Source organism: Pseudomonas putida (assembly GCF_002741075.1).
Taxonomy (GTDB): Bacteria; Pseudomonadota; Gammaproteobacteria; order Pseudomonadales; family Pseudomonadaceae; genus Aquipseudomonas; species Aquipseudomonas putida_T.
This window is the reverse complement of the sequence record NZ_CP016634.1, coordinates 4,353,707-4,375,643: the sequence shown is the minus strand read 5'-3', so window position 1 is coordinate 4,375,643 and position 21,937 is coordinate 4,353,707. Positions and strand designations below refer to the sequence as shown.

At 63.3% G+C, this 21,937-nt stretch carries 22 protein-coding genes and 1 pseudogene; 9 read left to right on the top strand and 14 right to left on the bottom strand.

Annotation, left to right across the window (positions count from 1 at the left end; all coding sequences use genetic code 11):
• The first annotated feature begins 104 nt into the window (after nt 1–104).
• Genes IEC33019_RS20475 through IEC33019_RS20465 form a run of 3 tightly spaced genes read left to right on the top strand, consistent with a single transcriptional unit; the run spans nt 105 to nt 2,419 of the window.
• A complete protein-coding gene (locus IEC33019_RS20475) occupies nt 105–647 on the top strand; it encodes a YfiR family protein (RefSeq protein ID WP_099593873.1) in 543 nt (180 codons plus the stop codon).
• Nucleotides 644–1,915: a diguanylate cyclase domain-containing protein gene (locus IEC33019_RS20470; RefSeq protein ID WP_070092805.1), complete on the top strand. Its 1,272-nt coding sequence runs from the start codon at nt 644–646 to the stop codon at nt 1,913–1,915. Before IEC33019_RS20475 ends, IEC33019_RS20470 begins: the two co-directional genes overlap by 4 nt.
• Nucleotides 1,916–1,918: 3 nt before the next feature.
• Nucleotides 1,919–2,419, top strand: a complete 501-nt coding sequence (locus IEC33019_RS20465; RefSeq protein WP_070092804.1) for an OmpA family protein — start codon at nt 1,919–1,921, stop codon at nt 2,417–2,419.
• A gap of 46 nt (nt 2,420–2,465) precedes the next feature.
• Here the strand turns inward: IEC33019_RS20465 and IEC33019_RS20460 are convergent, their stop codons facing one another.
• Nucleotides 2,466–3,410, bottom strand: a complete 945-nt coding sequence (locus IEC33019_RS20460) for a LysR family transcriptional regulator (RefSeq protein ID WP_070092810.1) — start codon at nt 3,408–3,410, stop codon at nt 2,466–2,468.
• Nucleotides 3,411–3,539: 129 nt separating this feature from the next.
• On the opposite strand from IEC33019_RS20460, the gene IEC33019_RS20455 reads away from it, so the two are divergent.
• The gene (locus tag IEC33019_RS20455; protein ID WP_070092788.1) at nt 3,540–5,066 is read left to right on the top strand and encodes a CoA-acylating methylmalonate-semialdehyde dehydrogenase; all 1,527 of its coding nucleotides are present in this window, start codon (nt 3,540–3,542) and stop codon (nt 5,064–5,066) included.
• 10 nt (nt 5,067–5,076) lie between these two features.
• Nucleotides 5,077–5,964, top strand: a complete 888-nt coding sequence (gene mmsB / locus IEC33019_RS20450; protein ID WP_070092787.1) for a 3-hydroxyisobutyrate dehydrogenase — start codon at nt 5,077–5,079, stop codon at nt 5,962–5,964.
• A 243-nt stretch (nt 5,965–6,207) separates the two neighbouring features.
• On the opposite strand, the gene IEC33019_RS20445 is transcribed toward mmsB, so the two are convergent.
• Both IEC33019_RS20445 and dmeF read right to left on the bottom strand, forming a co-directional pair.
• Complete coding sequence (locus IEC33019_RS20445) at nt 6,208–6,552, bottom strand: cupin domain-containing protein (protein WP_043215260.1); 345 nt, start codon at nt 6,550–6,552, stop codon at nt 6,208–6,210.
• A 315-nt stretch (nt 6,553–6,867) separates the two neighbouring features.
• On the bottom strand, nt 6,868–7,806 hold the full coding sequence (dmeF, locus tag IEC33019_RS20440) for a CDF family Co(II)/Ni(II) efflux transporter DmeF (RefSeq protein WP_070092786.1): 939 nt from the start codon (nt 7,804–7,806) through the stop codon (nt 6,868–6,870).
• A gap of 70 nt (nt 7,807–7,876) precedes the next feature.
• Here dmeF and IEC33019_RS20435 point away from each other — a divergent pair, with 70 nt between their 5' ends.
• Nucleotides 7,877–8,152, top strand: a complete 276-nt coding sequence (locus IEC33019_RS20435) for a metal/formaldehyde-sensitive transcriptional repressor (protein WP_043208377.1) — start codon at nt 7,877–7,879, stop codon at nt 8,150–8,152.
• 121 nt (nt 8,153–8,273) lie between these two features.
• Here the strand turns inward: IEC33019_RS20435 and IEC33019_RS20430 are convergent, their stop codons facing one another.
• From IEC33019_RS20430 to IEC33019_RS20395, 8 genes are all read right to left on the bottom strand, one after another.
• Nucleotides 8,274–9,206 carry a phosphatidate cytidylyltransferase gene (locus IEC33019_RS20430; RefSeq protein WP_070092785.1) on the bottom strand — a complete coding sequence of 311 codons (933 nt, stop codon included), beginning with the start codon at nt 9,204–9,206 and terminating at the stop codon, nt 8,274–8,276.
• Between the two features lies 1 nt (nt 9,207).
• Complete coding sequence (locus IEC33019_RS20425; protein ID WP_070092784.1) at nt 9,208–9,831, bottom strand: lysophospholipid acyltransferase family protein; 624 nt, start codon at nt 9,829–9,831, stop codon at nt 9,208–9,210.
• 10 nt (nt 9,832–9,841) lie between these two features.
• On the bottom strand, nt 9,842–10,270 hold the full coding sequence (locus IEC33019_RS20420; RefSeq protein ID WP_070092783.1) for a hypothetical protein: 429 nt from the start codon (nt 10,268–10,270) through the stop codon (nt 9,842–9,844).
• Nucleotides 10,267–11,625, bottom strand: a complete 1,359-nt coding sequence (locus IEC33019_RS20415) for a phosphatase PAP2/dual specificity phosphatase family protein (RefSeq protein WP_070092782.1) — start codon at nt 11,623–11,625, stop codon at nt 10,267–10,269. The genes IEC33019_RS20420 and IEC33019_RS20415 overlap by 4 nt, the downstream gene beginning before the upstream one ends.
• On the bottom strand, nt 11,625–13,379 hold the full coding sequence (locus IEC33019_RS20410) for a bifunctional alpha/beta hydrolase/class I SAM-dependent methyltransferase (RefSeq protein WP_070092781.1): 1,755 nt from the start codon (nt 13,377–13,379) through the stop codon (nt 11,625–11,627). The genes IEC33019_RS20415 and IEC33019_RS20410 overlap by 1 nt, the downstream gene beginning before the upstream one ends.
• A gap of 30 nt (nt 13,380–13,409) precedes the next feature.
• Complete coding sequence (locus tag IEC33019_RS20405) at nt 13,410–14,015, bottom strand: CDP-alcohol phosphatidyltransferase family protein (RefSeq protein ID WP_070092809.1); 606 nt, start codon at nt 14,013–14,015, stop codon at nt 13,410–13,412.
• 84 nt (nt 14,016–14,099) lie between these two features.
• The gene (locus tag IEC33019_RS20400) at nt 14,100–14,495 is read right to left on the bottom strand and encodes a hypothetical protein (protein ID WP_070092780.1); all 396 of its coding nucleotides are present in this window, start codon (nt 14,493–14,495) and stop codon (nt 14,100–14,102) included.
• 148 nt (nt 14,496–14,643) lie between these two features.
• Nucleotides 14,644–14,958, bottom strand: a complete 315-nt coding sequence (locus IEC33019_RS20395) for a putative quinol monooxygenase (protein ID WP_070092779.1) — start codon at nt 14,956–14,958, stop codon at nt 14,644–14,646.
• Nucleotides 14,959–15,149: 191 nt separating this feature from the next.
• Between IEC33019_RS20395 and IEC33019_RS20390 the strand changes: the two genes are divergently transcribed.
• The 3 genes from IEC33019_RS20390 to ggt all read left to right on the top strand — a co-directional run bounded on the left by IEC33019_RS20390 (nt 15,150) and on the right by ggt (nt 18,500).
• Nucleotides 15,150–15,740 carry an NAD(P)H-dependent oxidoreductase gene (locus tag IEC33019_RS20390; RefSeq protein ID WP_070092778.1) on the top strand — a complete coding sequence of 197 codons (591 nt, stop codon included), beginning with the start codon at nt 15,150–15,152 and terminating at the stop codon, nt 15,738–15,740.
• A 77-nt stretch (nt 15,741–15,817) separates the two neighbouring features.
• Nucleotides 15,818–16,714 (top strand): LysR family transcriptional regulator, encoded by an 897-nt coding sequence (locus IEC33019_RS20385; protein WP_070092777.1) that lies wholly within the window; start codon nt 15,818–15,820, stop codon nt 16,712–16,714.
• 118 nt (nt 16,715–16,832) lie between these two features.
• Complete coding sequence (ggt, locus tag IEC33019_RS20380; protein ID WP_070092776.1) at nt 16,833–18,500, top strand: gamma-glutamyltransferase; 1,668 nt, start codon at nt 16,833–16,835, stop codon at nt 18,498–18,500.
• Between the two features lie 147 nt (nt 18,501–18,647).
• Here the strand turns inward: ggt and IEC33019_RS28295 are convergent, their stop codons facing one another.
• The 3 genes and pseudogenes from IEC33019_RS28295 to ypfJ form a co-directional block, all read right to left on the bottom strand.
• Entirely contained in the window at nt 18,648–19,352 is a 705-nt protein-coding gene (locus tag IEC33019_RS28295) for a methyl-accepting chemotaxis protein (protein WP_372340683.1), read from the bottom strand.
• Between the two features lie 198 nt (nt 19,353–19,550).
• Nucleotides 19,551–20,441, bottom strand: a pseudogene (locus IEC33019_RS28290) (methyl-accepting chemotaxis protein); the annotation flags it as partial.
• 413 nt (nt 20,442–20,854) lie between these two features.
• Entirely contained in the window at nt 20,855–21,742 is an 888-nt protein-coding gene (ypfJ, locus tag IEC33019_RS20370) for a KPN_02809 family neutral zinc metallopeptidase (RefSeq protein ID WP_070092772.1), read from the bottom strand.
• Nucleotides 21,743–21,937 lie beyond the last annotated feature (195 nt).

Sequence of the window (21,937 nt, the reverse complement as noted above, 5' to 3'; positions counted from 1 at the left end):
AGCGCACATTTCTGGGCGACAGGCCTTGTGCTATCGTTGCGCCAATTCTGAAGGGACTTTGTGGGATTTCCTAAATGGTGGCTGTCTCGCCTCAGGGATGCGTGATGGGCCGTGCGCTTGCGCTGTTGATGGCCGCCTGGTTGCTGTTCGCAGGCCCTGCATGGGCGGACACACCTGCGAGCGCAGCCCAGGTCCAGCAGCGGGCCAAGGCTGTGACCCAGGTCGTGTTGGGCATCCTCAGCTATGCGCGCTGGCCGGTGGAGCCGGTGCCGTTGCGTCTGTGCTTGGTAGGGCCGACCGAATACGCCGATGACCTGATCAAGGGTAATGTGCAGAACTCCGGCCAGCCCTTGCAGGTACGGCGTTTGCTGGCGAACGACCCGCGTGTCGCCACCGCCTGCGACGCCCTCTATATCGGCAAGCTCGACCCAGGTGAACGGGATCGGTTGTTCCAATCGGTCAGCGGCCATCCGGTGCTCAGCATCAGCGAGGCGGACGACCCGTGTGCGGTGGGCAGTCTGTTTTGCCTGCGGGTCAGCGACGAGCAGGTGGCCTTTGAGGTAAACCTGGATTCGGTCGCCCGTAGCGGTGTGCGCATCCATCCCAGTGTGTTGCAGTTGTCTCGCCGACGGGCGGTGCAGCCATGACATGGCTCATCAAGCCTGGCGTGCGCCCGACCCTGCGTTCGGTGCTCGGCCGTGGCCATCTTGGGCTCGCCTTGCTGGCGGTGGGATTGGCGGGCGTGTCCTTGACCTTGCTCGGCGTGCTCGCCTTGCGCGTCTATGCCAATCACAACCTGCACCTGATTGCCCGGTCGATCAACTACACCGTCGAAGCGGCCGTGGTGTTCAACGATGCCCCTGCCGCCAAGGAGGCCCTGGCGTTGATCGCCGCCACCGAGGAGGTGGCCGATGCCAAGGTGTTCAATGACGAAGGGGAACAGTTGGCGCATTGGCACCGTGACGACGATGGCATGTTCGCCCAGTTGGAGGCACAGGTGGCCAGCGCGCTGCTGGAGGAGCCGATCACATTGCCAGTGATGCATCAGCAACAAGAAGTCGGGCACATCGAAGTGTCCGGGCAGGGTGGCAACCTGCTGCGCTTCTTGTTCAGTGGGCTTGCAGGGATCGTCTTCTGCACGCTGCTCAGCGCAGTGGTGGCTCTTTATCTGTCACGGCGGCTGTTCGGCGACATCATTCGCCCGTTGCGCAACCTGGCCAGTGTCGCCCACGCCGCTCGCCGCGAGCGCACCTTCGACCGGCGCGTGCCCGAAACGCAGATCGCCGAGCTCAACGAACTGGGCAACGACTTCAATGCATTGCTCGACGAACTGGAAGCCTGGGACAGTCACCTGCGGAGCGAGAACGAGAACCTGGCGCACCAAGCCACCCATGACAGCCTTACCGGCCTGCCCAATCGCGCGTTCTTCGAGGGTCGCCTGAGTCGCAGCGTGCGTAATGCCGTCCGCCAGCAGGAGCGGCTGGCGCTGTTGTTCCTCGACAGCGACCACTTCAAGCAGATCAATGACAGCCTGGGCCATGCGGCAGGAGATGAGGTGCTGATCAGCGTGGCCAGTCGGATTCGCGCGCAGTTGCGCGAGCATGACCTGGTAGCGCGCCTGGGCGGAGATGAATTTGCGGTGCTGCTGACGCCCCTGCAGTCGCGGGATGACGCCGAGCGCATCGCTGAAAAGATCATCGCCAGCATGCAACTGCCGATCCAGCTGGACGCCGGCAACAGCATCACCACCTCGTTGAGCGTGGGCATCGCCTACTTCCCCGACGATGGCCTGGACCCGGCCGGGTTGCTCAATGCCGCCGATGGGGCGATGTATCAGGCCAAGCGCATGCGCCGTGGCCATTGGCAAGTGGCGCAGACGGAGCGCTCCGCCACTGACGTTGATAACAGGAGCTGAACCGTGATTCACCGTGTCTTTGCATTGCGTTTTCCCGCGCTGGTGTTGGCATTGCTGACGTTGCTGGCGCTCGGCGGTTGCCAGAGCGTTCCCAAAGGCTTGAGCGAAGCGCAGATCGCCGTGCTCAAGCGCGAAGGCTTTGCGCCTGTTGACGAAGGTTGGGCATACGACCTTTCCGGCAAGGTGCTGTTTGGCAGCGATCTGGACAGCCTGAACAGCCAGAGCCGGGCGATCGTCGAGCGCATCGGCAAAGCCTTGCTGTCGGTGGATATCCAACGGGTGCGCGTCGACGGCCATGCCGACGCCTCGGGCAAGGAGGCCTATAACCAGCAGTTGTCCGAGCGTCGTGCGCAGAGCGTTGCCCAGGCACTGATCGGTATCGGCATGCAGCCGCAGAACATCCGCACTGTTGGCCTGGGCAGCAGTCAGCCGGTGGCGGACAACCGTACCGCCAGCGGGCGAACCGAGAACCGCCGCGTGTCGATCGTGGTGGCATCCTACTGAGCCAAGCGCAGGCTCTTGCAGTTGGGCGCAGAGCGCCTATTCGGCATCAGGCGAACTTCATCTCGCGGCTGTTGCCCATCAGCAACGGTGCGTTCGCCTCGGTCACATCGCGAATGTAGTCCCACAATAGGGTGATGCGCTTCAACTTGCGCAGGTCCTCCCGGCAGTACATCCAGAACTGCCGGGTGATCTCCACCTCTTCCGGCAGTAGGTTGATCAACCGCGCATCCTGCGCCGCCAGGAAGCACGGCAGGATCGCCAATCCGCGTCCCTGCAAGGCTGCGGTGTACTGGGCGATCACGCTGGTACTGCGCAAATGTGCATTTGCGTTGGGGATCAGGTTGGCCAGGTACAAAAGCTCGGAGCTGAAAGCCAGGTCGTCCACATAGCTGATGAACCGATGCTGGGTCAGGTCGGTGGCCTGGCGGATGGGCGGGTGGTTGTCCAGGTACTCCTGGGTCGCGTACAGCCGCAAACGGTAGTCGCACAGCTTGCAGCACACGTAGGGCCCATGCTCGGGGCGTTCCAGGGCGATGACGATGTCGGCCTCGCGCTTGGACAGGCTGATGAAGTGCGGCAGGGGCAGGATGTCGACCGAGATCGCCGGGTAGGCATCGACGAAGTGGCTCAGTTGCGGCGTGACGAAGAAGCTGCCGAAGCCCTCGGTGCAGCCCATGCGCACATGGCCCGACAGCGCCACCCCGGAACCGGAGACTTGCTCGCAGGCCATGTGCAGGGTGCTTTCGATCGATTCGGCATAGCCCAGCAGGCGTTGGCCCTCGGAGGTGAGGACAAAACCGTTGGTCCGCGACTTTTCGAACAGCAACGTACCTAACGCGCCTTCCAGCGAGCTGATGCGCCGCGACACCGTGGTGTAGTCCACGGCCAGGCGCTTGGCCGCGCTACTGGCCTTGCGGGTGCGCGCCACTTCAAGAAAGAACTTCAAGTCGTCCCAGTTCAGCGAACTCAGGGAGGTGAGGTCTTTTTGCATGATGATCCGGTTTTTTTGTGCGTTCTTGTTGGATGTTTGCACATCTATACTCGAAAAAAGCCCCACGGCGCCACCCCGCCTCGGCGCGCTGGCAATCTCGTTCCGACAATAATTCCAAGGAGAGCGCAGATGAACGCACCCCATACCCCTGACCAGGCCAAGGTCGAGCAGGTCAAGCTGCTGATCGACGGCCACTGGGTCGAGTCCAAGACCACCGAGTGGCGCGACATCGTCAACCCGGCCACCCAGCAGGTGCTGGCGCGGGTGCCGTTTGCCACCGTAGAGGAAGTCGACGCCGCCGTGGCTGCGGCCCAGCGAGCCTTTGCCAGCTGGCGCGATACCCCCATCGGTGCCCGCATGCGCATCATGCTCAAGCTGCAGGCACTGATCCGCGAACACACCAAGCGTATCGCACAGACCCTCAGTGCCGAGCAGGGCAAGACCCTCGCCGATGCCGAAGGCGATATCTTCCGCGGCCTGGAAGTGGTCGAGCACGCGGCTTCCATCGGCACCCTGCAGATGGGCGAGTTCGCCGAGAACGTCGCAGGTGGTGTGGACACCTACACCCTGCGCCAACCGATCGGCGTCTGCGCTGGCATCACTCCGTTCAACTTCCCGGCGATGATCCCACTGTGGATGTTCCCCATGGCCATCGTCTGCGGCAATACCTTCGTGCTCAAGCCGTCCGAACAGGATCCGCTGTCGACCATGATGCTGGTGGAACTGGCGCTGGAAGCCGGCGTACCGGCTGGTGTGCTGAACGTGGTGCATGGCGGCAAGCAAGTGGTGGATGCGATCTGCACCCACAAGGACATCAAGGCGATTTCCTTCGTCGGCTCCACTGAGGTCGGCACCCACGTCTACAACCTGGGCAGCCAGCACGGCAAGCGCGTGCAATCGATGATGGGTGCCAAGAACCACGCCGTGGTACTGCCAGACGCCAACCGCACCCAGACTATCAACGCCTTGGTCGGTGCTGCCTTCGGCGCGGCCGGCCAACGCTGCATGGCCACCTCGGTGGCAGTGTTGGTGGGCAAGGCCCGCGAATGGTTACCAGACATCAAGGACGCCGCCAGCAAGCTCAAGGTCAATGCTGGCTGCGAGCCAGGCACCGACGTTGGCCCGGTGGTTTCCAAACGCGCGAAGGAGCGTGTGTTGGGCCTGATCGAGAGTGGCATCAAGGAAGGGGCCAAGCTTGAATTGGACGGTCGCGACGTCAAGGTGCCGGGTTACGAGCAGGGCAACTTTGTCGGCCCAACCCTGTTCTCCGGGGTGCGCACGGACATGCAGATCTATACCCAGGAAATCTTCGGCCCGGTGCTGGTGACTTTGGAAGTCGACACCCTCGATGAGGCCATCGCCTTGGTCAACGCCAACCCGTTCGGCAATGGCACGGGCCTGTTCACCCAGAGCGGTGCAGCGGCGCGCAAGTTCCAGAGCGAGATCGATATCGGCCAGGTCGGCATCAACATTCCGATTCCGGTGCCGGTGCCGTTCTTCAGCTTCACCGGTTCGCGCGGTTCCAAGCTGGGCGACCTGGGCCCGTACGGCAAGCAAGTGGTGCAGTTCTACACTCAGACCAAGACTGTCACCGCCCGCTGGTTCGACGATGACAGCGTCAATGACGGTGTGAACACCACCATCAGCCTGCGCTAAGGAGATCATCATGCGTATCGCATTCATCGGCCTGGGCAATATGGGCGCGCCCATGGCCCGCAACCTGATCAAGGCCGGGCATCAGTTGAACCTGTTCGACCTGAACAAGACTGTGCTGGCCGAGCTCGCCGAACTGGGCGGACAGGTCAGCGCCTCGCCCAAGGAAGCGGCGGCCAGCAGCGACCTGGTGATCACCATGCTGCCGGCGGCAGCCCATGTGCGCAGTGTCTACCTCAACGACGATGGTGTCCTGGCGGGCGTGCGGCCGGGTACACCGACCGTGGACTGCAGCACCATCGATCCACAGACCGCCCGCGAAGTCTCCAAGGCCGCCGCGGCCAAGGGCGTGGACATGGGCGATGCGCCGGTGTCCGGCGGTACCGGTGGCGCGGCGGCGGGCACCCTGACCTTCATGGTCGGTGCCAGCGCCGAGCTGTTCGCCACGCTCAAGCCTGTGCTGGAGCAGATGGGGCGCAACATCGTGCACTGCGGTGAGGTGGGGACCGGACAGATCGCCAAGATCTGCAACAACCTGTTGCTGGGTATCTCGATGATCGGTGTCTCCGAAGCCATGGCCCTGGGCAATGCGCTTGGCATCGATACCAAAGTGCTGGCCGGCATCATCAACAGCTCTACCGGACGCTGCTGGAGCTCGGATACCTACAACCCTTGGCCGGGCATCATCGAGACTGCCCCGGCTTCGCGCGGCTACACCGGCGGCTTCGGCGCCGAGCTGATGCTCAAGGACCTGGGGCTGGCCACCGAGGCTGCGCGTCTGGCGCACCAGCCCGTGATCCTCGGTGCCGTGGCGCAGCAGCTGTATCAGGCCATGAGCCTGCGCGGCGAAGGCGGAAAGGATTTTTCGGCGATCGTCGAGAGCTATCGCAAGAAGGATTGACGAGCGAGGTGAATTTATCGCGGGTCAGGTGACCTTCCCTCTGTAACTGCGCACCAGAGGGAAGGGCACCTGCCTCGCGATTTTTTTCGTGCTCGATTTCTTGAGCGCTGCATAGTCCTGTAGGAGCGGGTTCACCCGCGAACACTGTAGCGGCTGTAGCACCACATTCGCGGGTAAACCCCACAGGGTCGAGTCGTGCTCAACTGTCTGCGCTATGGAAGGCCCGGCGAAAGGGCTTTGGCATCAGGCGAAGACGAAGTACTTGCGCACGGTCTCGACCACTTCCCAGGTGCCTTTCAGGCCGGGTTCGATGATGAACACATCGCCTGCCTTCAGGTGCTTGGGCTCTTCACCTTCCGGGGTGATGATCACGTAGCCTTCGAGGAAGTGGCAGAACTCCCACTTCTCATAGTTGATCTCGAACTTGCCGGGGGTGCAGATCCAGGTGCCCATGATCTTGCTGCCATCGGCAGAGAGGTAGGCGTTCAGGTTGACGGTCTGCGGGTTGCCGCCGATGCGCTTCCACGGGGTGGCGTTCAGGGCCGGAGTCGGGCAGGTTTCGCGCAGGACGGTGATGAAGTCGGACATGGCAGGTTCCCAGGTAAGTGGCTGAATGACACGTCACCATAGGGCCTGTGCTGGCTCTGGAGTTGCCTGGGCTCGACGCCCAGGTGTCTGGATGCGCTATATGGGCATGACGAGGCTCTGTACGAAAAGCCTTGATACTTGGTGAGGCTGCGTTGAAAACAGCGTCGGAATGCTCATTTACAGCCCGTAAAGTCGAGCGCGAATCCGACCGCCTTGCCTGACCTTAGTCTCAAGACGTTCATTCAGACCCTAGGTGGCGAGCAGTTGTGGATCGGTCAGGGGGTGCCTGCTGAAGGCACACCCTAGCAATCACCCTCAGGCGATGGACATCGCGTTGACCTCGACCGTGATGTGCGCCAACTCCTCATGGATGGCCAGTGCATGGCGCACGGTATCGGCGCTCAGGGTGCCTGCCGCTGCCAGGCTCAGGATACAGGCGTACTGGTCCTTGCCGACGCGCCACACATGTAGGTCGGTAAGGGTGGCGGGTACCGGCAGTTGGGCCACGACTCGGTGAATCTCCTCGACGACAGGTGCGTCCATCTCGGCATCCAGCAGCACCCGCCCAGTGTCTCGCAGCAGGCCTTTGGCCCACACCGCCACCAGCACCGCTCCCAGCAGACCCATTACCGGGTCGAGCCAGGCGGCGCCCCAGAACTTGCCGGCCAGCAGTGCGATGATCGCCAGGACCGAGGTCGCGGCGTCGGCCATCACGTGCAGGTAGGCCGAGCGCAGGTTGAGGTCGTGGTGGTGGTGATGGTCATGATCATGATGATGGTCATGGTGATGATCGTGGTGGTGATCGTCGCGCAGCAGCCAGGCACAAACGAGGTTCACGCCAAGGCCCAGGACGGCGAGGGTAATGGCCTGGTCATAGTGGATCGGCCCCGGAGCTAGCAGCCGCTCTATGGACTGGAAGGCCATGAGCCCGGCCACGCCCAACAGGAGCAGGGCACTGGAGTAGCCGCCGAGGATCTCGATCTTCCAAGTGCCGAACGCGAAGCGCCGGTCCCGGGCGAAGCGTCGTGCGGCAGCATAGGCCAGCAGCGACAGCCCAAGGGCTAGGGCGTGGGAGCTCATATGCCAACCGTCGGCCAACAGCGCCATGGAGTTGAAGTACCAGCCGCCGGCGATCTCCGCCACCATCATCACTGCCGTGAGCCAGACGGCCAGGCGTGTCTTGCGCTCGGCGCCGAGGTTGCTGGTATGGAACTGATGGCTGTGCAGCCACTTGTCTGAGATTGGCGCCGCCATGGTTTATCATGCTCCGGTAGATAGGTGAAATATACTATACCCCAGTATACCTAGAGTGGTGCGGAACTGTATGGCACATACCATCAAGAGCAAGAAGCAACTGCTGACCCGCGTGCGCAAGATCAAGGGCCAGGCCGCAGCCCTGGAGAGCGCCCTGGAGCAGGACAAGGACTGCCTGGCGATCCTGCAGCAGATCGCCGCTGTGCGTGGTGCGGTGAACGGGTTGATGGCCGAAGTGATGGAAGGGCATATCCGTGAGCATCTGGTGGCCGATGACCTGAGCGCCGAACAACGCCAGGAGGAGGCCGACAAGGTCGCCTCGTTGTTGCGCTCTTACCTCAAATGACGATATGGAGCCACGCTGCGGCCCATCGCAGGGTTCGTCAGCTCTCACCACGCGGGTAGCAGACGAAGCCTGCGATAGGCCGTCGAACCAGCCTTGTTGGATACCCCCTGGGGGTATGGCCCTACGCCCACCAATACCGCACGAAGTGGAAGAACACCGGCGCTGCGAAGCACACCGAGTCCATGCGGTCGAGCATGCCGCCGTGTCCTTCGATCATATGCCCCCAATCCTTCACCCCGCGGTCGCGCTTGATCGCCGACATCACCAGCCCACCAAAGAACCCCATGGCATTGACCATCAGCGCCATCAGCGCTGCCTGCCAGAAGCTGAAGGGGGTGATCCAGCACAGCGAGGCACCCACCAGTGTGGCCAGGACAATGCCGCCGGCCAGCCCTTCGACGGTCTTGGAGGGTGACAGGTTGGGCGCCACCTTACGCTTGCCGAACAGCTTGCCGCACACGTACTGCAACACATCGCTGATCTGCACCACCAGGATCAGCCAGGCGATCAGCAGCAGGTTGCGGCCTTCGTAGCCGGGGATGTCCAAGGTCATCAGCGCCGGCACCGAGGACAGGCAGTACACCGCGATCATCAACCCCCATTGCACCTTGGAGGCGCGCTCGAGAAAGCGGGTGGTATCGCCACCGAAACTTGCCAGGATCGGCAGGAACAGGAACAGGTACACCGGGATGAAAATGCTGAACAAGCCGTACCAGTCCATGGCGATCAACAGGTACTGCACCGGCAACGCCACGTAGAAGGCCGCCACCAATGCCGGGTAATCGCTGCGTCGGGTGGGCGTGAGGGTCATGAACTCGCGCAGGGCATAGAACGAGACGAAGTAGAACAATACGATCACCCCGTACTTGCCGAACACGAATGCGATGCCGATCACCAGCACCATCGCCCACCAGGCGTTGATGCGTGCGTTGAGGTTGTCGATCACCGCATGCGGCGCGGAGCCGGCGCGCCATTTGAGCAGGCGGCCGATCACGCTGGCGAGCACAAGCAGGGCGCCGATACCGGCGAACAGGGATAGGGTGTTGTCGTCCATCTCAGGCATCCTTCGGGGCCAGGTTCAGCAGGGCCTGGCTGGCCCGTTCGAGAAAGGCCTGCTTGCGCTCGTCGGGCAGCAGGTGCAGGGGGTCGCCGAAGCTCAGGGTGCACAGCAGTGGCAAAGGCAGCGCGCGGCCTTTAGGCATGACGCGGTTGAGGTTGGCGATCCACACCGGCACCAGCTCGATATCCGGGTGGGCCGAGGCCAGGTGGAACAGGCCACTCTTGAACGGCAGCAGTGGTTCATCGCTGAGGTTGCGGGTGCCTTCGGGGAAGAAGATCAGCGAGTCGCCCTGGCCCAGGGCGTCGAGCACCGGCTGCAGGGGATTGTCTTGGCCCTCGCCGCGCTGGCGGTCGATCAGCACGGCGTCGAACACCCTGCGGATCAGAAAGTCCCGAATGCCAGGCTTGGCCCAGTAGTCGGCCCCTGCCACGGGGCGGGTGTGGCGGCGCAAGGGTTCGGGTAGCGAGGCCCAGAGCAGCACGAAGTCGCCGTGGCTGCTGTGGTTGGCAAAATAAAGGCGCTGCCTGGGGTGCGGTGTGCAACCGAGCCAGAGGGCGCGGGCACCGGTGATCAGGCGTGCGGCAGAGGTGATGGCAAAAGCGGTCAGGGCAGCGAACATGGCGCGATGCTTATCCGGTGAAAGAGAGTATCAGCAGGGTAGTCAGGGCCAGCACGACTTGCGCGGCAAGGCACAGCGCTTGGCGTCGCAGCAGGCTCAGTGCGCCTTGGCTGCGGGTGGGCCAGTCACGTGCGTCGTGGGCGTGGGGCTTGAGGTTCAAGTCGAACAGGGCGCGATCCAGGGCCTGGGTATCGATTGCGAGGTCGGTGCTGGTGGCGAGCCGGGCGAACAGCCCGGCGTCCAGGGCCACGCGGATCGCCCAGTACTTGTGCAGCAGCCCCAGCCCCAGCAACACCGCGCAGACCGCACTGGCCAACGGGGGCAGGTGGGTCACCAGAGGTGCCAGACCGTAGGCCAGGGCCAGCAGCGTGATGCCATCTGACAGACGTTCGAGCTGTCGGCCGCGCCCCAGCAGGCTGGCCACCAGATGCAGGTTCATGGCTGGGCCTCCAATTGTTGGAGCACTATGCGATGGCCTGGATGCAACACGATACTGGGGCGGGCCTTGCGGATCAGCGCTTCGGCCTGGGTGACGCTGGTGCAACGGCCGCTGTGTACCAACCAGGCGGCCACTGCACTGGCGCTGCGGGAATAGCCCAGGGCGCAGCAGACCAGCACCGGGCCTTGCTGGCGCAGACGCTCGATGGCCTCGGCGGCCTGTTTGAGCAGGTTGGTATCCGGGACGATCAGGTCCAGGGTTGGCAGGCAGGTGTAATGTGCAGGCATTTGCATTGTCTGGCTCGGCCCATTCGCGGGTTTACCCGCGAATGCGTCGGCACAGGCAAAGCACGGCAGTTCAGCCGTCAGGTCAACCACGGCATTGAACGACGAGGCCGCGCCGAACTCGGGAATGCGCCCCAGATACACCCCATCGCACACCTCATCGGCTTGTGGCCGTTTGCGCGTCCATATTCGCGAGTTGAGCCAGGCGCCCAACAGGTAAGGCGCCAGCAACCAGCTGGCGGCGTTGGACAACCGCCCATCTGCGCCTTTCTGGAAACCGTCGGCACCGAACACGGCATAGTTCAGCGCCACCATCAGCAGCGAAACGGCCGGCCACAACAGCCACAGCCAGGCACCCGCCAAGTGCAGCGCCAACGCCGCGCACAACAACGCCCCGATCCCGTAGTACAGCGCAAGCCGCCAACGCCGAGTATCCCGGGTCAGGCGTGCCGCCTGCAGCGGCACATCGCCCTCCCGTGGCCACAGCCAGACGCAGACCAGCCCCGCCAGCGCCCCAGTGGGCAGATCGATGAAGTGATGTTGCCAGGTGGTCATCACCGACACCCCGATCAGCGCCATCCACCCGTGCATAAGCCAACGCCAAGGCTGGCGATGGATATGCCGGGCGAACATCGTCCAGATGATCACGAGCAGGGCAATATGCAGCGAGGGGGCCTGGTTGAAGGGTTTGTCGAAGCCCATCAGCACATCGAACAACCAGCCGAACACACCGTCCAGCGCCGGGCGCTCGAAGGTGAAACGCAACGGCCAGAGCAAGAAGCAACTGACACTGATGACCTGCGCGCTCAGCAGCGCCAGGGCATGACGGTCCATTTCCCGGCGGCTGGTTGGCAGCAGGAAGGACAGTCCGTAGAGCAGATCAATGGACCAGTAGGGCACGATCGTCCACGGCCAAAGAGGCGTCTGCTCCTCCCAGCCGAAGACCAGGCTGCCAACGTCGTCGCGGGAGGCGGTGTGGCTGTTGACCAGGCCGTAGCTGAGAAAGAAGAACGGCGCCAGCAGCAACAGCCAGAGCACGCCTCGGCGGATCAACCCGGGTTCGCGCGCCATCAGTCCACCCGTTGCGCCAGGCTGACACTGAAGATGCCCCACTCATCGATGCGCTGGGTGATCTTGCGAAAGCCTGCCGCCTCTACCAACTGGTCCATCTCCGCTTGGCTGCGCCGCCGCATAACCCAGGCCTGGCCATCGCGATGGCTGGTCAGGGCGCGGGCGATCATCTCCAGTTGCGGGTGCCAGGGTTGGCCGGTGTACACCAGGTAGCCGCCAGGCTGGACAGCATCGGCCAGGCCTGCCAGGGAGTTGCCCACCAGGTCATTGCTGGCGAACAGCTCGTAGAGGCCCGACACCACCGCCAGGGTCGGGTGGGGGTCGAGGCTGGCCAGGCTCTGACGGTCGAAGGCATCGCCCTGGACGAAGCGGGCGACCTCGCTCAGGCCTTTCTCACCGATCAGTGCGTTGCCTTGCTGGACGTTCAGCTCGCTGTAGTCGCGTAGCAGGATCGAGTCGGGCACCTGCTCCTGCTCCTGCAGGGCTTCGAGAATGTAGCGGCCATGGCCTGCCGCGATGTCGACGATGTGCACCGGGCGTTGCAGCTCACGCAGGCGTCGGATGGCCTCACGCAGCAGTTCCTCCACATGCAGCTTGCGTTGGCGGATGCCGCGCCAGCCGATGGCGTTGAGGTAGTTCTGGTCGATCAGCTCGCCCAGCTTGCCTTTGCCGGTGGGCTGGTTGCGGTACACGTAGTCCAGGGTGCTGCCGGAGTCGAAGCCGGTGTCGAACCCCAGCTTCACCCCTTCCGAGAAACCCTTGCCCAGGCGCAGCCCGGCTCGGGTGGCTCGCCAGTAGAGTTCGCGGGGCGAGTTGCGCGGCAGGGGCGCAGCCAGGCTTTCGGCTTCAGCGCAACTGGCGCCGCTCTTGTCGGCGTCGAGCAGCGAAGGCAGGGCTGCGGGCGCGTCGAAGCAGTGGGCGACGAAGCGCTGGATCCGTGCCAGGGCATGGGGCCGGTCGCGCTCGCCGAGGGTGTCGTGGAAAAAGCCCGGGAGAACGTGCATCTCCTTGCGTGCACTGCCCAGGCGCTCGAAGAAGCGCTCCTGGGGTGGGCGTTCGACCACAAGGTCCGCGCCGGACACCAGCAGTTGGGTCGGCAGTTGGATCGCCTGGGCGTCGGCCACCACCCGGTCGGCCGCTTCATACAGGCCCAGCAACATGGTCACCGAGATCGGTCGGCTGATCAGTGGATCGGCCAGGTAGGACATGACCCGTTCCGGGTCGTGGGTCAGCAAGCGTGGCTTGACGTAGCTGTTGACGAAGAAGTTGCCACGCAACGCTTTAAGCAGCTTCAGGCCCGGGCGAGCGAACGGCACGTAGAGCTTGACCTTGAAGGCCGGCGAGGCCAGTACCAGGCAACGCACCTTCGGCGCGTAGTCATGGGCCCAGGTCGCCACCAGTACGGCACCCACGCTCTGGGCCAGCACCACCATGTCCGCCTCGGCGATGCCGTGGCTGTCGCGGATATGCTCGATGAAGGTCTGCACGTCCCGCACGCTGGTGGCGAAGCCTGGACTGTCGCCGCGTGCACCGGGCGACTGGCCATGGCCTCGGGCGTCCCAGGCAAAGAAATCGTAGCCAGGCATGTCCAGTTCGTTGGGCAGGTGGGCCATGCGCCCGCCGTGCTCGTGTCCTCGGTGGAACATCACAACGGCCCGGCGTGGCTGGTATTCGTTGCGGGTGGCGGGCCAGTAGCGGTAATGCAACTCGACACCGTCATGGGTGGAGAAATGCAGCGATTGCGCTTGGCGCATGGCGTAGGTCCTTGTCCGGCAGCGAAGGAGTCAGCGGGTTTCGGCCAGGCCCTGGCGAACCCGGTTGTAGAGGGTATAGAGCGAGAGTGCGAGGATGACCAGCAGCAGGCCGTCGATCCACGCTGCGCTCAGCACCCCGAAGGCGACCCCAGTGCCCAGCACGCCGAAGGCGAAGGCTCGGTCGCTCTTGCCCATCGGCCCGTCGTACCGCCGCGAGGCTCCCGCCAGCGGCCCCATCACCCCGGCGTACTCACTGACGAGCGCGCTCACGACCACCAGCACCACCAGCGCCGGCGAGACGCCGGGCAGGAGGGCGAAGGGCAGGTACAGCGCGGCATCGGCGACCACGTCGCACAGCTCGTTGAGGTAGGCCCCAAGCTTCGATTGCTGGCCGAATTCCCGGGCCAGCATGCCGTCGACCGCATTGAGCGCCATGCGCAGCAGCATCCACACCGGCACCAGGATGAACAACCCGGTCATAGAGGGTTGCCAGGCCAGCAGCAGGCCCAGCAGCACCGATACCAGCGCGGCGGCGACGGTGACTTGATTGGCGGTGACGCCCCGTTCGTACAGGCGCTTCACGCCAGGGCGCAATAGGGCCTGGAAACGGGGTTTGAGTTGGTAGATCGATGGCACGTTGAACTCCCTTTCATGGCGCGACATGAGCTGGATTGTGGAGAATGAGCCTGGCAGGCGGCAAGGGGGACGTTGCTTTGCCGCTCAACGCTGCGCCATGGCGTGATACTCGCCGCCTGGCAGATGCCTGGTCGGTTCGCTGCGCGCCCAGAACCACGCGCCACCCTGCGCGATGACCAGGCCGCCTTGGGCAACCAGCAGATTCACCTCGCAGCGCTCCCAGGTGCCGATCCAGAAGCCGGCGTTCTCCAATGCGACGAATTCGCCTGTGCCCGGCAGGCTCGCCGGGGGGCCTTTGAACCTGTCTTCGAACAGTTGCTCAGGGGTATGGCAAACCCGGGTGTGCAACTGCTGGGGCCTTTTTGCTGCCTCATGCATGAAGCGCGAGGTGAATGTCTTGCGGATGTAGCGCTGTGCGAACGCCTGGAGCAGGTGCTCGAGATGGTCATGGGACCCGTGGCGATTGTCGTGTCGACTCAAGAAAGTACCCCGTAGAAACGAACCCTTGTGAGGTTTTAACGTGGATGCCGGGGTGGGGGCGTCAGGACGGTGCCGGGATGGCTGTAGGGGCAGTCTTGATTGATGTTGGTGCCCGCCCTGCTGGCGCTGCTGGGCGGGCACCTGCTGCTCAACGGCTAGCCGAGGAGGGGCTGAGCATCTCGATCAGCTGGATGTCGAAGTCGCGCTCCAGGTACTCCATGCGCTGTTCGAAGAACTCGCGCATGTGCGGCAGGGCAGAGTGCACGTCCAGGTCGGCCTTGCTGGCCCAGACTTCATAGAACACGAACAGGCTGGGGTCCTGTTGGTCACGCAGCATGTGGTACTCGATGCAGCCCGGTTCCTGGCGGCTCGGCTCGACATAGGCGCGGAACAATCGCTCGAAGGCCTCGGCTTTTTCCGGACGGGTCTTGGCTTTGAGAATGAACGCGTATTGCTCGGTCATGACAGGCCTCATGGGATGGGAGATGGAAAAATTTTAAAGCAATAATTGGCGTGACATTCATGATTTGAGCGCAAATGTATTTTGCCTTTCGAACGCTTTTTCTCAGCCTCCCAGATGCCTAATCTGCCGCCATCGAAGTTGACCTGACCGGTGGCCGACAGCCTCCGATCATTCCCTTATTGGAGGCTCCCATGAAAAAGATTCTTCTGCTCAACGGCGGCAAACGCTTCGCCCATTCCGACGGCCGTCTCAACGAAACCCTGCATGACGTTGCCCTGGCCCATCTGGACCGCGCAGGTTTCGATGTGAAGCAGACCTTCATCGATGGTGGCTACAGCGTTCAAGAAGAAGTCGAGAAGTTTCTCTGGGCTGATGCAGTGATCTGGCAGATGCCCGGCTGGTGGATGGGCGCCCCGTGGACCGTCAAGCAGTACATCGATGAGGTCTTCACCGCAGGCCACGGCAGCCTGTACGCCAACGATGGCCGCACCCGCTCCGACGCCTCGCAGAAGTACGGCAGCGGCGGCCTGATCCAGGGCAAGCAGTACCTGCTCTCGCTCACTTGGAACGCGCCACAGCAAGCCTTCGACGATCCAAGCGACTTCTTCGAGGGCAAGGGAGTGGATGCAGTGTATTTCCCGTTCCACAAGGCCAACCAGTTCCTGGGCATGACCGGTCTGCCGACTTTCCTGGCGGTGGACGTGATGAAGCGTCCGGATGTGCCTGCGGCGGTGGCGGCCTATGAAGCCCACCTGGACAAGGTGTTCGGCAAGGCTCAGTGAGGGCCTGCGATGGGCGCCTTGCATGAAGCCCTGTCACCCGCTATCAATCACGGCATTCCCCGATACAGGCCTGATACGTGAAAACCCGATCCGAAGAGCTCCAGGTATTCGTCGCCGTGATCGACTGCGGCTCGATTTCCGCCGCCGCCGAGCAGATCGGCCAGACCCCGTCGGCGGTCAGCCGCACGCTGTCGCGGCTGGAGAGCAAGCTCGGCACCACGCTGGTCAATCGCACCACCCGGCGTATGGACCTGACCGAGGAAGGTCGCTTTTTCCTCGAACGCTCGCGGCGGATCCTCGAGCAGATGGACGACATGGAAGAGCACCTTTCGATGCACAACCAGACGCCTTCCGGGCGCCTGCGCATCAACGCCGCGGCGCCGTTCATGCTGCACGCCATCCTGCCGTGGATCGGTGAGTTCCGTCGTCAGTACCCGGATATCGAGCTGGAGCTCAATACGGACGATCTGATCATCGACCTGTTGGAGCAGAGCACAGACGTGGCCATCCGCATCGGCGAGCTGGCCGACTCCAGCCTGCACGCCCGCGCCTTGGGGTGCAGCCCGATCCAGGTGCTGGCAAGCCCTGAGTATCTGGCGCGCCATGGCACGCCAGGGAAGGTCGAGGACCTGAATGCGCATTCTTTGCTCGGTTTCAGCCAGCCGGAGTCGCTCAATCGCTGGCCGCTGCGCCATGCCCAGGGTGACTACTGGCAGATCCGTCCCAGCCTGATTGCCTCCAGCGGCGAGACCTTGCGTCAACTGGCCTTGGCGGGAGAGGGTATCGTCAGCCTCTCGCACTTCATGACCCATGAGGACATCCGCAGTGGCCGCCTGCAGGTGGTGCTGGGCGATTTCAACAATGGCTATCGCCAGCCCATCCATGCGGTCTACTACCGCAATACCCAATTGGCCCTGCGCATCCAGTGCTTCCTGGATTTCATCCAGAAGAAGCTGGCGATGTACGCCTGCTGAATTGCCTGAACACGACAGGACCTGCGCAGGGGCGGCGCAATCTTCCCAGGATGTTTGCGTAGTCGAGCGGCTTCGGCCTTAATGACTGATCAACAAAAACAACACCAAGGAAGTGCGCATGCGTATCGTCATGTTCCAGTCCATGGCCCTCGGGGCCGCGATCCTGAGCTGTTCCTCCGCCTTTGCGGTCACCCTGGAGGGTGGCGCGGTGGCCGCGCCCGATCAATATGGCGCACAGGTGGCTGCCGACATCCTGAAAAAGGGCGGCAACGCGGTGGATGCCGCCGTGGCCACGGCCTTCACGTTGGCGGTGACCTACCCTGAGGCCGGCAACATCGGCGGCGGCGGCTTCATGACCTTGTTCGTCGATGGCAAGCCGTATTTCCTCGATTACCGCGAAGTGGCGCCCAAGGCGGCCAGCCGCAACATGTACCTGGACGAAAAAGGCGAGGTCATCGAGAACCTCAGCCTGGTCGGTGCTCGCGCAGCCGGTGTGCCGGGCACCGTGATGGGCCTTTGGGAGGCCCACAAGAAGTTCGGCAAGCTGCCCTGGAGCGAACTGCTGACCCCCGCCATTGGCTATGCCAAGAACGGCTTCAAGGTGGCCGAGAAGCAGTACCAGTACCGCAACGATGCCCAGGGCATGTTCAAGACCGCCACCAACTTCAACGACTATTTCGGCAACATGAAAGTGGGCGAGCTGTTCAAGCAGCCTGAGCTTGCCCAGACCCTGGAGCGCATCGCCGACAAGGGCGTCAGCGAGTTCTACCAGGGCAAGACCGCCGACCTGCTGGTGGCGCAGATGCAGGCCGACAAGGGCCTGATCACCAAGGCCGACCTCAAGGACTACAAGGCCGTGTGGCGCCAGCCGATGGCGATCAGTTGGCGCGGCAACACCGTCTACACCGCGCCACCTCCGAGCTCCGGTGGCGTGGCCCTGGCCCAGTTGCTGGGCATCAAGGAAGACCGCGCGGCGGACTTCAAAGGTGTGGCGCACAACTCGGCCAAGTACATCCATCTGCTCTCGGAGATCGAGAAGCGCGTGTTCGCCGACCGTGCCGACTACTTGGGTGACCCGGCCTTCACCAAGGTGCCGGTCGACAAACTGGTCGCCAAGGACTACCTGGCCAAACGCGCCGCGCAGGTCAACCCGAACGCGATCTCCGACACCGACAAGGTCAAGCCGGGCCTGGAGCCGCACCAGACCACGCACTTCTCCATCGTGGACAAGCAGGGCAACGCGGTGAGCAACACCTACACCCTGAACCTCGACTACGGCAGTGGCGTGGTGGTCAAGGGCGCAGGCTTCCTGCTCAACGACGAGATGGACGACTTCAGCGCCAAGCCTGGCGCGGCCAACGCCTTCGGCGTGGTCGGTGGCGATGCCAATGCCATCGAGCCGGGCAAGCGTATGCTGTCGTCGATGAGCCCAAGCCTGGTGACCCGTGACGACAAAGTAGCGCTGGTGCTCGGCACGCCCGGTGGCTCGCGGATCTTCACCTCGATCTTCCAGGTGATGAACAACCTGTACGACTACGACATGCCGCTGGAGAAAGCCGTCGCGGCCCAGCGTGTGCATCACCAGCTGCTGCCCAAAGACACCATTTATTTCGACAGCTATGCGCCGCTGACCGGCCAGGTGGCTGACGATCTGAAGAAGATGGGCTATGTGCTGGAGGATCAGGGCTGGGAGATGGGCGACATCCAGGCGATCCGGGTGACGGGCGAGAAGCTTGAGACTGCCTCTGACCCACGTGGGCGGGGGGTAGGGATGATCGTCAAGTAAGCCGGTCGTGAGTCAGGTCATGCAAGGTTGCCTGGCCTGACGCATTCGCGGGTGAACCCGCTCCCACAGGGGTGCGCTGCTCTCAAGGGCACCGCCGAGCCTGTGGAGGCGGGTTCACCCGCGAACAGGGCGCTACTAAAGGTGAAGTCAGACGCGGAACTGGCTGACCAGCGTCTGCAGATGCCCACCCAGACGCGCCAGTTCGACACTCGAGGCAGCGGTCTCGTCACTTGCGGTCGCGGTCTGCTCCGATACATCGCGCACATTCAGGATGCTGCGGCTGATTTCTTCGGCCACGGCGCTCTGCTGCTCGGCAGCGGCGGCGATCTGCTGGTTCATCGACTGGATGTTCGACACCGTGCGGGTGATGTTCTCAAGCGACGCGCCCGCCTTGCGCGCCAGCTCAACGCTGCTGTCGGTCAGACTGCGGCTGTCGTTCATCACATCGGCCACCTGCTGGGTACCGTTCTGCAGGCTGGCCACCAGGCCTTCGATTTCCTCAGTGGACTGCTGGGTGCGCTGCGCCAGACCGCGGACCTCATCGGCGACCACCGCGAAACCACGGCCGGCCTCACCGGCGCGGGCGGCTTCGATGGCGGCGTTCAGCGCCAGCAGGTTGGTCTGCTCAGCCACTGACTTGATCACATCCATGACGCTGCCGATCTTCTGGCTTTCCTGCTGCAGCAGGCTCATGGCTTCGGTGGAGCGGTGCACTTCCGAGGCCAGGCGCTCGATCTGGTTGATCGCCTCGCCCACCACTCGATCACCGGCGCGGGCTTCTTCATCGGCACCGGTGGCGGCATGAGAGGCTTGCTCGGCGTTGCGCGCTACTTCCTGCACGGTGGCGGCCATTTCGTGCATGGCAGTGGCCACTTGGTCGGTCTCGACTTTCTGGCTGTTGGCACCCGCGCTGGTCTGCTCGGTCACCGCCGACAGCTCCTCGGCGGCGCTGGCGATCTGGGTAACGCCATCGCGGATGCCGGTGATCAGCTCGCGCAGGGTCGTGCCCATGCGCGCGATGCCTTGCTGCAACGCGCCGAGTTCGTCGCGACGGGTGACGCGCAGGTTCTCGGTCAGATCGCCATTGGCGATTTTTTCCACAACCACCAGGGTCTCACGCAAAGGGCGAGTGATCTGGCGGGTGATGAGGAATGCCGCCAGCACGCCGACCAGCAGTGCCAGCAGCGTGGCGATGGTCTGCAGGCTGCGGGCCTGGGCGCTTTCGCTGTCGCGACGATCCAGCTGGATCTGGTACAGCTGGTCGCTGCGCTTGACGATGTCGGCGCCTTCGACGGTCATCTCCGCGCGGGCCACGGCGACCTCGGCGATGGCGTCGCGGAACTGGCGCAGGGCATCGCGGTAGCCGGTCATGGCTGTTTCGAACGACTGGATGCGGGCGGTCTCGCCTGGCAGGCGGCGCTTGAGGTTGTCGATTTCCCCCAGGGTTTTCTCGACTTGGCGGCTGGCGGTCTGCTCGGCCTCGCTGGTGAGATCGGCAATGTAGCCACGGGCATCCAGGCGCAACTGGACGAATTGCTCTTTGGCCTGGCTGATCGCCAGGAACTGCTCCAGGGTGGCTGGATCACTGGAGGTGCGCGCCAGGGCGTCGCGGCTGCTGGTCTCGATGGCGGCGAGCGCTTCGCTGGCCTGGCGTGCGGCCTGGTCCATGCCACTGCGGGCGGCGAGGCTGGCTTTGTAGGCCTTGCGCATCTTGTCCAGCGAGACCCGGTACTTGGCGATGGTATCGCCCTGCTCGCGCAGCAGCTTGACGTTCTCGGGGCTCTTGAAGGTGTTGACCAGGTGCTGTTGCTGGGCACCGAAGGCGTCGAGCTTGTTTAGCACGTTGGCGGCCGAGGTGTCGTCGCCGTTGGTCAGCATGTACTGCAGGCGCGCCACGCGCAGGTTGGTCAGGTCACTGTTGAGCTTGGTGATGTCGCTCATCCAGTTGCTGCGATCGATCAGGCCGCCCAGGCTGGTCCAGCCGGTCAGGGCCAGAAGGCCGGTCAGAAGCAGGACCAGGCCGAAGCCCAATCCGAGTTTGAGGTTGACGCTGATATTGGCAAACCAGCCGTTCATGGCACGCTCTCCAGAAAATTGATTTTCGCTCGCTTGATCTCCAATCGCTGGGCATTGTTGTTATCGGCGCCCGCTGATTCATGTCTGGAGTTATCGGCAAGGCGAGGTGAAGCTGAAACGCTTTTTCAGCAGATTTGTAACCCACTGAAAACGTTTGCGTTTTGGAGATGGCAGGAGACTGCGTTGCAACCTATCGCAGGCCTCACCAGTGCCTACAGAAGGTTACCGGGGGGGGGGGGGGGCGAAGCCTGCGATGGGCCGCAAAGCGGCCCGGTCTGTCAGAGGCTACGTGCACCGAAAGTATCGCAGCGGTTCACATCCCCGCTGGCGAAGCCGGTCTTGAACCAGCGCACCCGCTGCTGCGAGGTGCCATGGGTGAAGGAGTCCGGCACCACACGGCCCTGGCCCTGCTGCTGAAGGCGGTCGTCGCCAATGGCGTTGGCGGCGTTGAGGGCTTCTTCCACATCGCCGGGCTCCAGCCAGTTCAGGCGCTTTTGGGCCTGGTAGGCCCAGACGCCCGCCAGGCAATCGGCCTGCAGCTCTTGACGGACCAGCAGGCCGTTGTCGCCTTCCATGCGCTGACCGTTGCGCCGGGCCGCATCGACCTTGGCCGAGACGCCAAGCAAGGTCTGCACGTGATGGCCGATCTCGTGGGCGATCACATAGGCCTGGGCGAAGTCGCCGGCGGCGGCAAAGCGGGTTTCCATCTCGCGGAAGAAGGTCATGTCCAGGTACACCCGCTGGTCTGCCGGGCAGTAGAACGGTCCGACCGCCGAGGAGGCGAAACCACAGGCGGAGTTCACCTGGCCACTGAACAGCACCAGCTTGGGGTCGCGGTATTGCTTGCCAGCCTGGGCGAACAAGGCCTTCCAGGTGTCCTCGGTGTCGCCCAGGATCGAGGCGACGAACTCGGCCTGCTCGTCATTGGTTGGAGGCGCCTTGCCGCCCGCGCCAGACGGCGCCTGTTGCTGCTGTTGCTCCATCTGGCCGGCGAGCTGACCGAGGATTTGCAGCGGGTCCTGCCCGGTGATCCAGCCGATGCCGACGATCAGCAGGATGGCGCCGAGCCCCAGCCCTTTGCCACCGCCAAAGCGCATGCCGCCACCACCCCCTTCACCTCGGGCATCGACCACATTGTCGCTGCGCCGGCCTTTTCGCCATTCCATGTAGTGTTCTCCGGGGCTTGAAACATGAGCACAAAGATTAGTTCAGGGCTGTTTCGAGTGTCAGCCAATCTGTGAATGCATAACCATATGGTTATGTAAGGTGGCGCTGTTTTCAATGTTCATGTCCCATGACCTATCCGAAACTGCATGTCCACCTGCCACGCACAGGTGCCCGACAATTCCAAGAGAGGAACA

Coding starts and splice junctions, on each gene's coding strand:
- IEC33019_RS20475 (WP_099593873.1), top strand. CDS start 105: ATGGGCCGTGCGCTTGCGCTGTTGATGGCCGCCTGGTTGCTGTTCGCA.
- IEC33019_RS20470 (WP_070092805.1), top strand. CDS start 644: ATGACATGGCTCATCAAGCCTGGCGTGCGCCCGACCCTGCGTTCGGTG.
- IEC33019_RS20460 (WP_070092810.1), bottom strand. CDS start 3,410: ATGCAAAAAGACCTCACCTCCCTGAGTTCGCTGAACTGGGACGACTTG.
- IEC33019_RS20455 (WP_070092788.1), top strand. CDS start 3,540: ATGAACGCACCCCATACCCCTGACCAGGCCAAGGTCGAGCAGGTCAAG.
- mmsB (WP_070092787.1), top strand. CDS start 5,077: ATGCGTATCGCATTCATCGGCCTGGGCAATATGGGCGCGCCCATGGCC.
- IEC33019_RS20445 (WP_043215260.1), bottom strand. CDS start 6,552: ATGTCCGACTTCATCACCGTCCTGCGCGAAACCTGCCCGACTCCGGCC.
- dmeF (WP_070092786.1), bottom strand. CDS start 7,806: ATGGCGGCGCCAATCTCAGACAAGTGGCTGCACAGCCATCAGTTCCAT.
- IEC33019_RS20435 (WP_043208377.1), top strand. CDS start 7,877: ATGGCACATACCATCAAGAGCAAGAAGCAACTGCTGACCCGCGTGCGC.
- IEC33019_RS20430 (WP_070092785.1), bottom strand. CDS start 9,206: ATGGACGACAACACCCTATCCCTGTTCGCCGGTATCGGCGCCCTGCTT.
- IEC33019_RS20425 (WP_070092784.1), bottom strand. CDS start 9,831: ATGTTCGCTGCCCTGACCGCTTTTGCCATCACCTCTGCCGCACGCCTG.
- IEC33019_RS20420 (WP_070092783.1), bottom strand. CDS start 10,270: ATGAACCTGCATCTGGTGGCCAGCCTGCTGGGGCGCGGCCGACAGCTC.
- IEC33019_RS20415 (WP_070092782.1), bottom strand. CDS start 11,625: ATGGCGCGCGAACCCGGGTTGATCCGCCGAGGCGTGCTCTGGCTGTTG.
- IEC33019_RS20410 (WP_070092781.1), bottom strand. CDS start 13,379: ATGCGCCAAGCGCAATCGCTGCATTTCTCCACCCATGACGGTGTCGAG.
- IEC33019_RS20395 (WP_070092779.1), bottom strand. CDS start 14,958: ATGACCGAGCAATACGCGTTCATTCTCAAAGCCAAGACCCGTCCGGAA.
- IEC33019_RS20390 (WP_070092778.1), top strand. CDS start 15,150: ATGAAAAAGATTCTTCTGCTCAACGGCGGCAAACGCTTCGCCCATTCC.
- ggt (WP_070092776.1), top strand. CDS start 16,833: ATGCGTATCGTCATGTTCCAGTCCATGGCCCTCGGGGCCGCGATCCTG.
- IEC33019_RS28295 (WP_372340683.1), bottom strand. CDS start 19,352: ATGGCCGCCACCGTGCAGGAAGTAGCGCGCAACGCCGAGCAAGCCTCT.
- ypfJ (WP_070092772.1), bottom strand. CDS start 21,742: ATGGAATGGCGAAAAGGCCGGCGCAGCGACAATGTGGTCGATGCCCGA.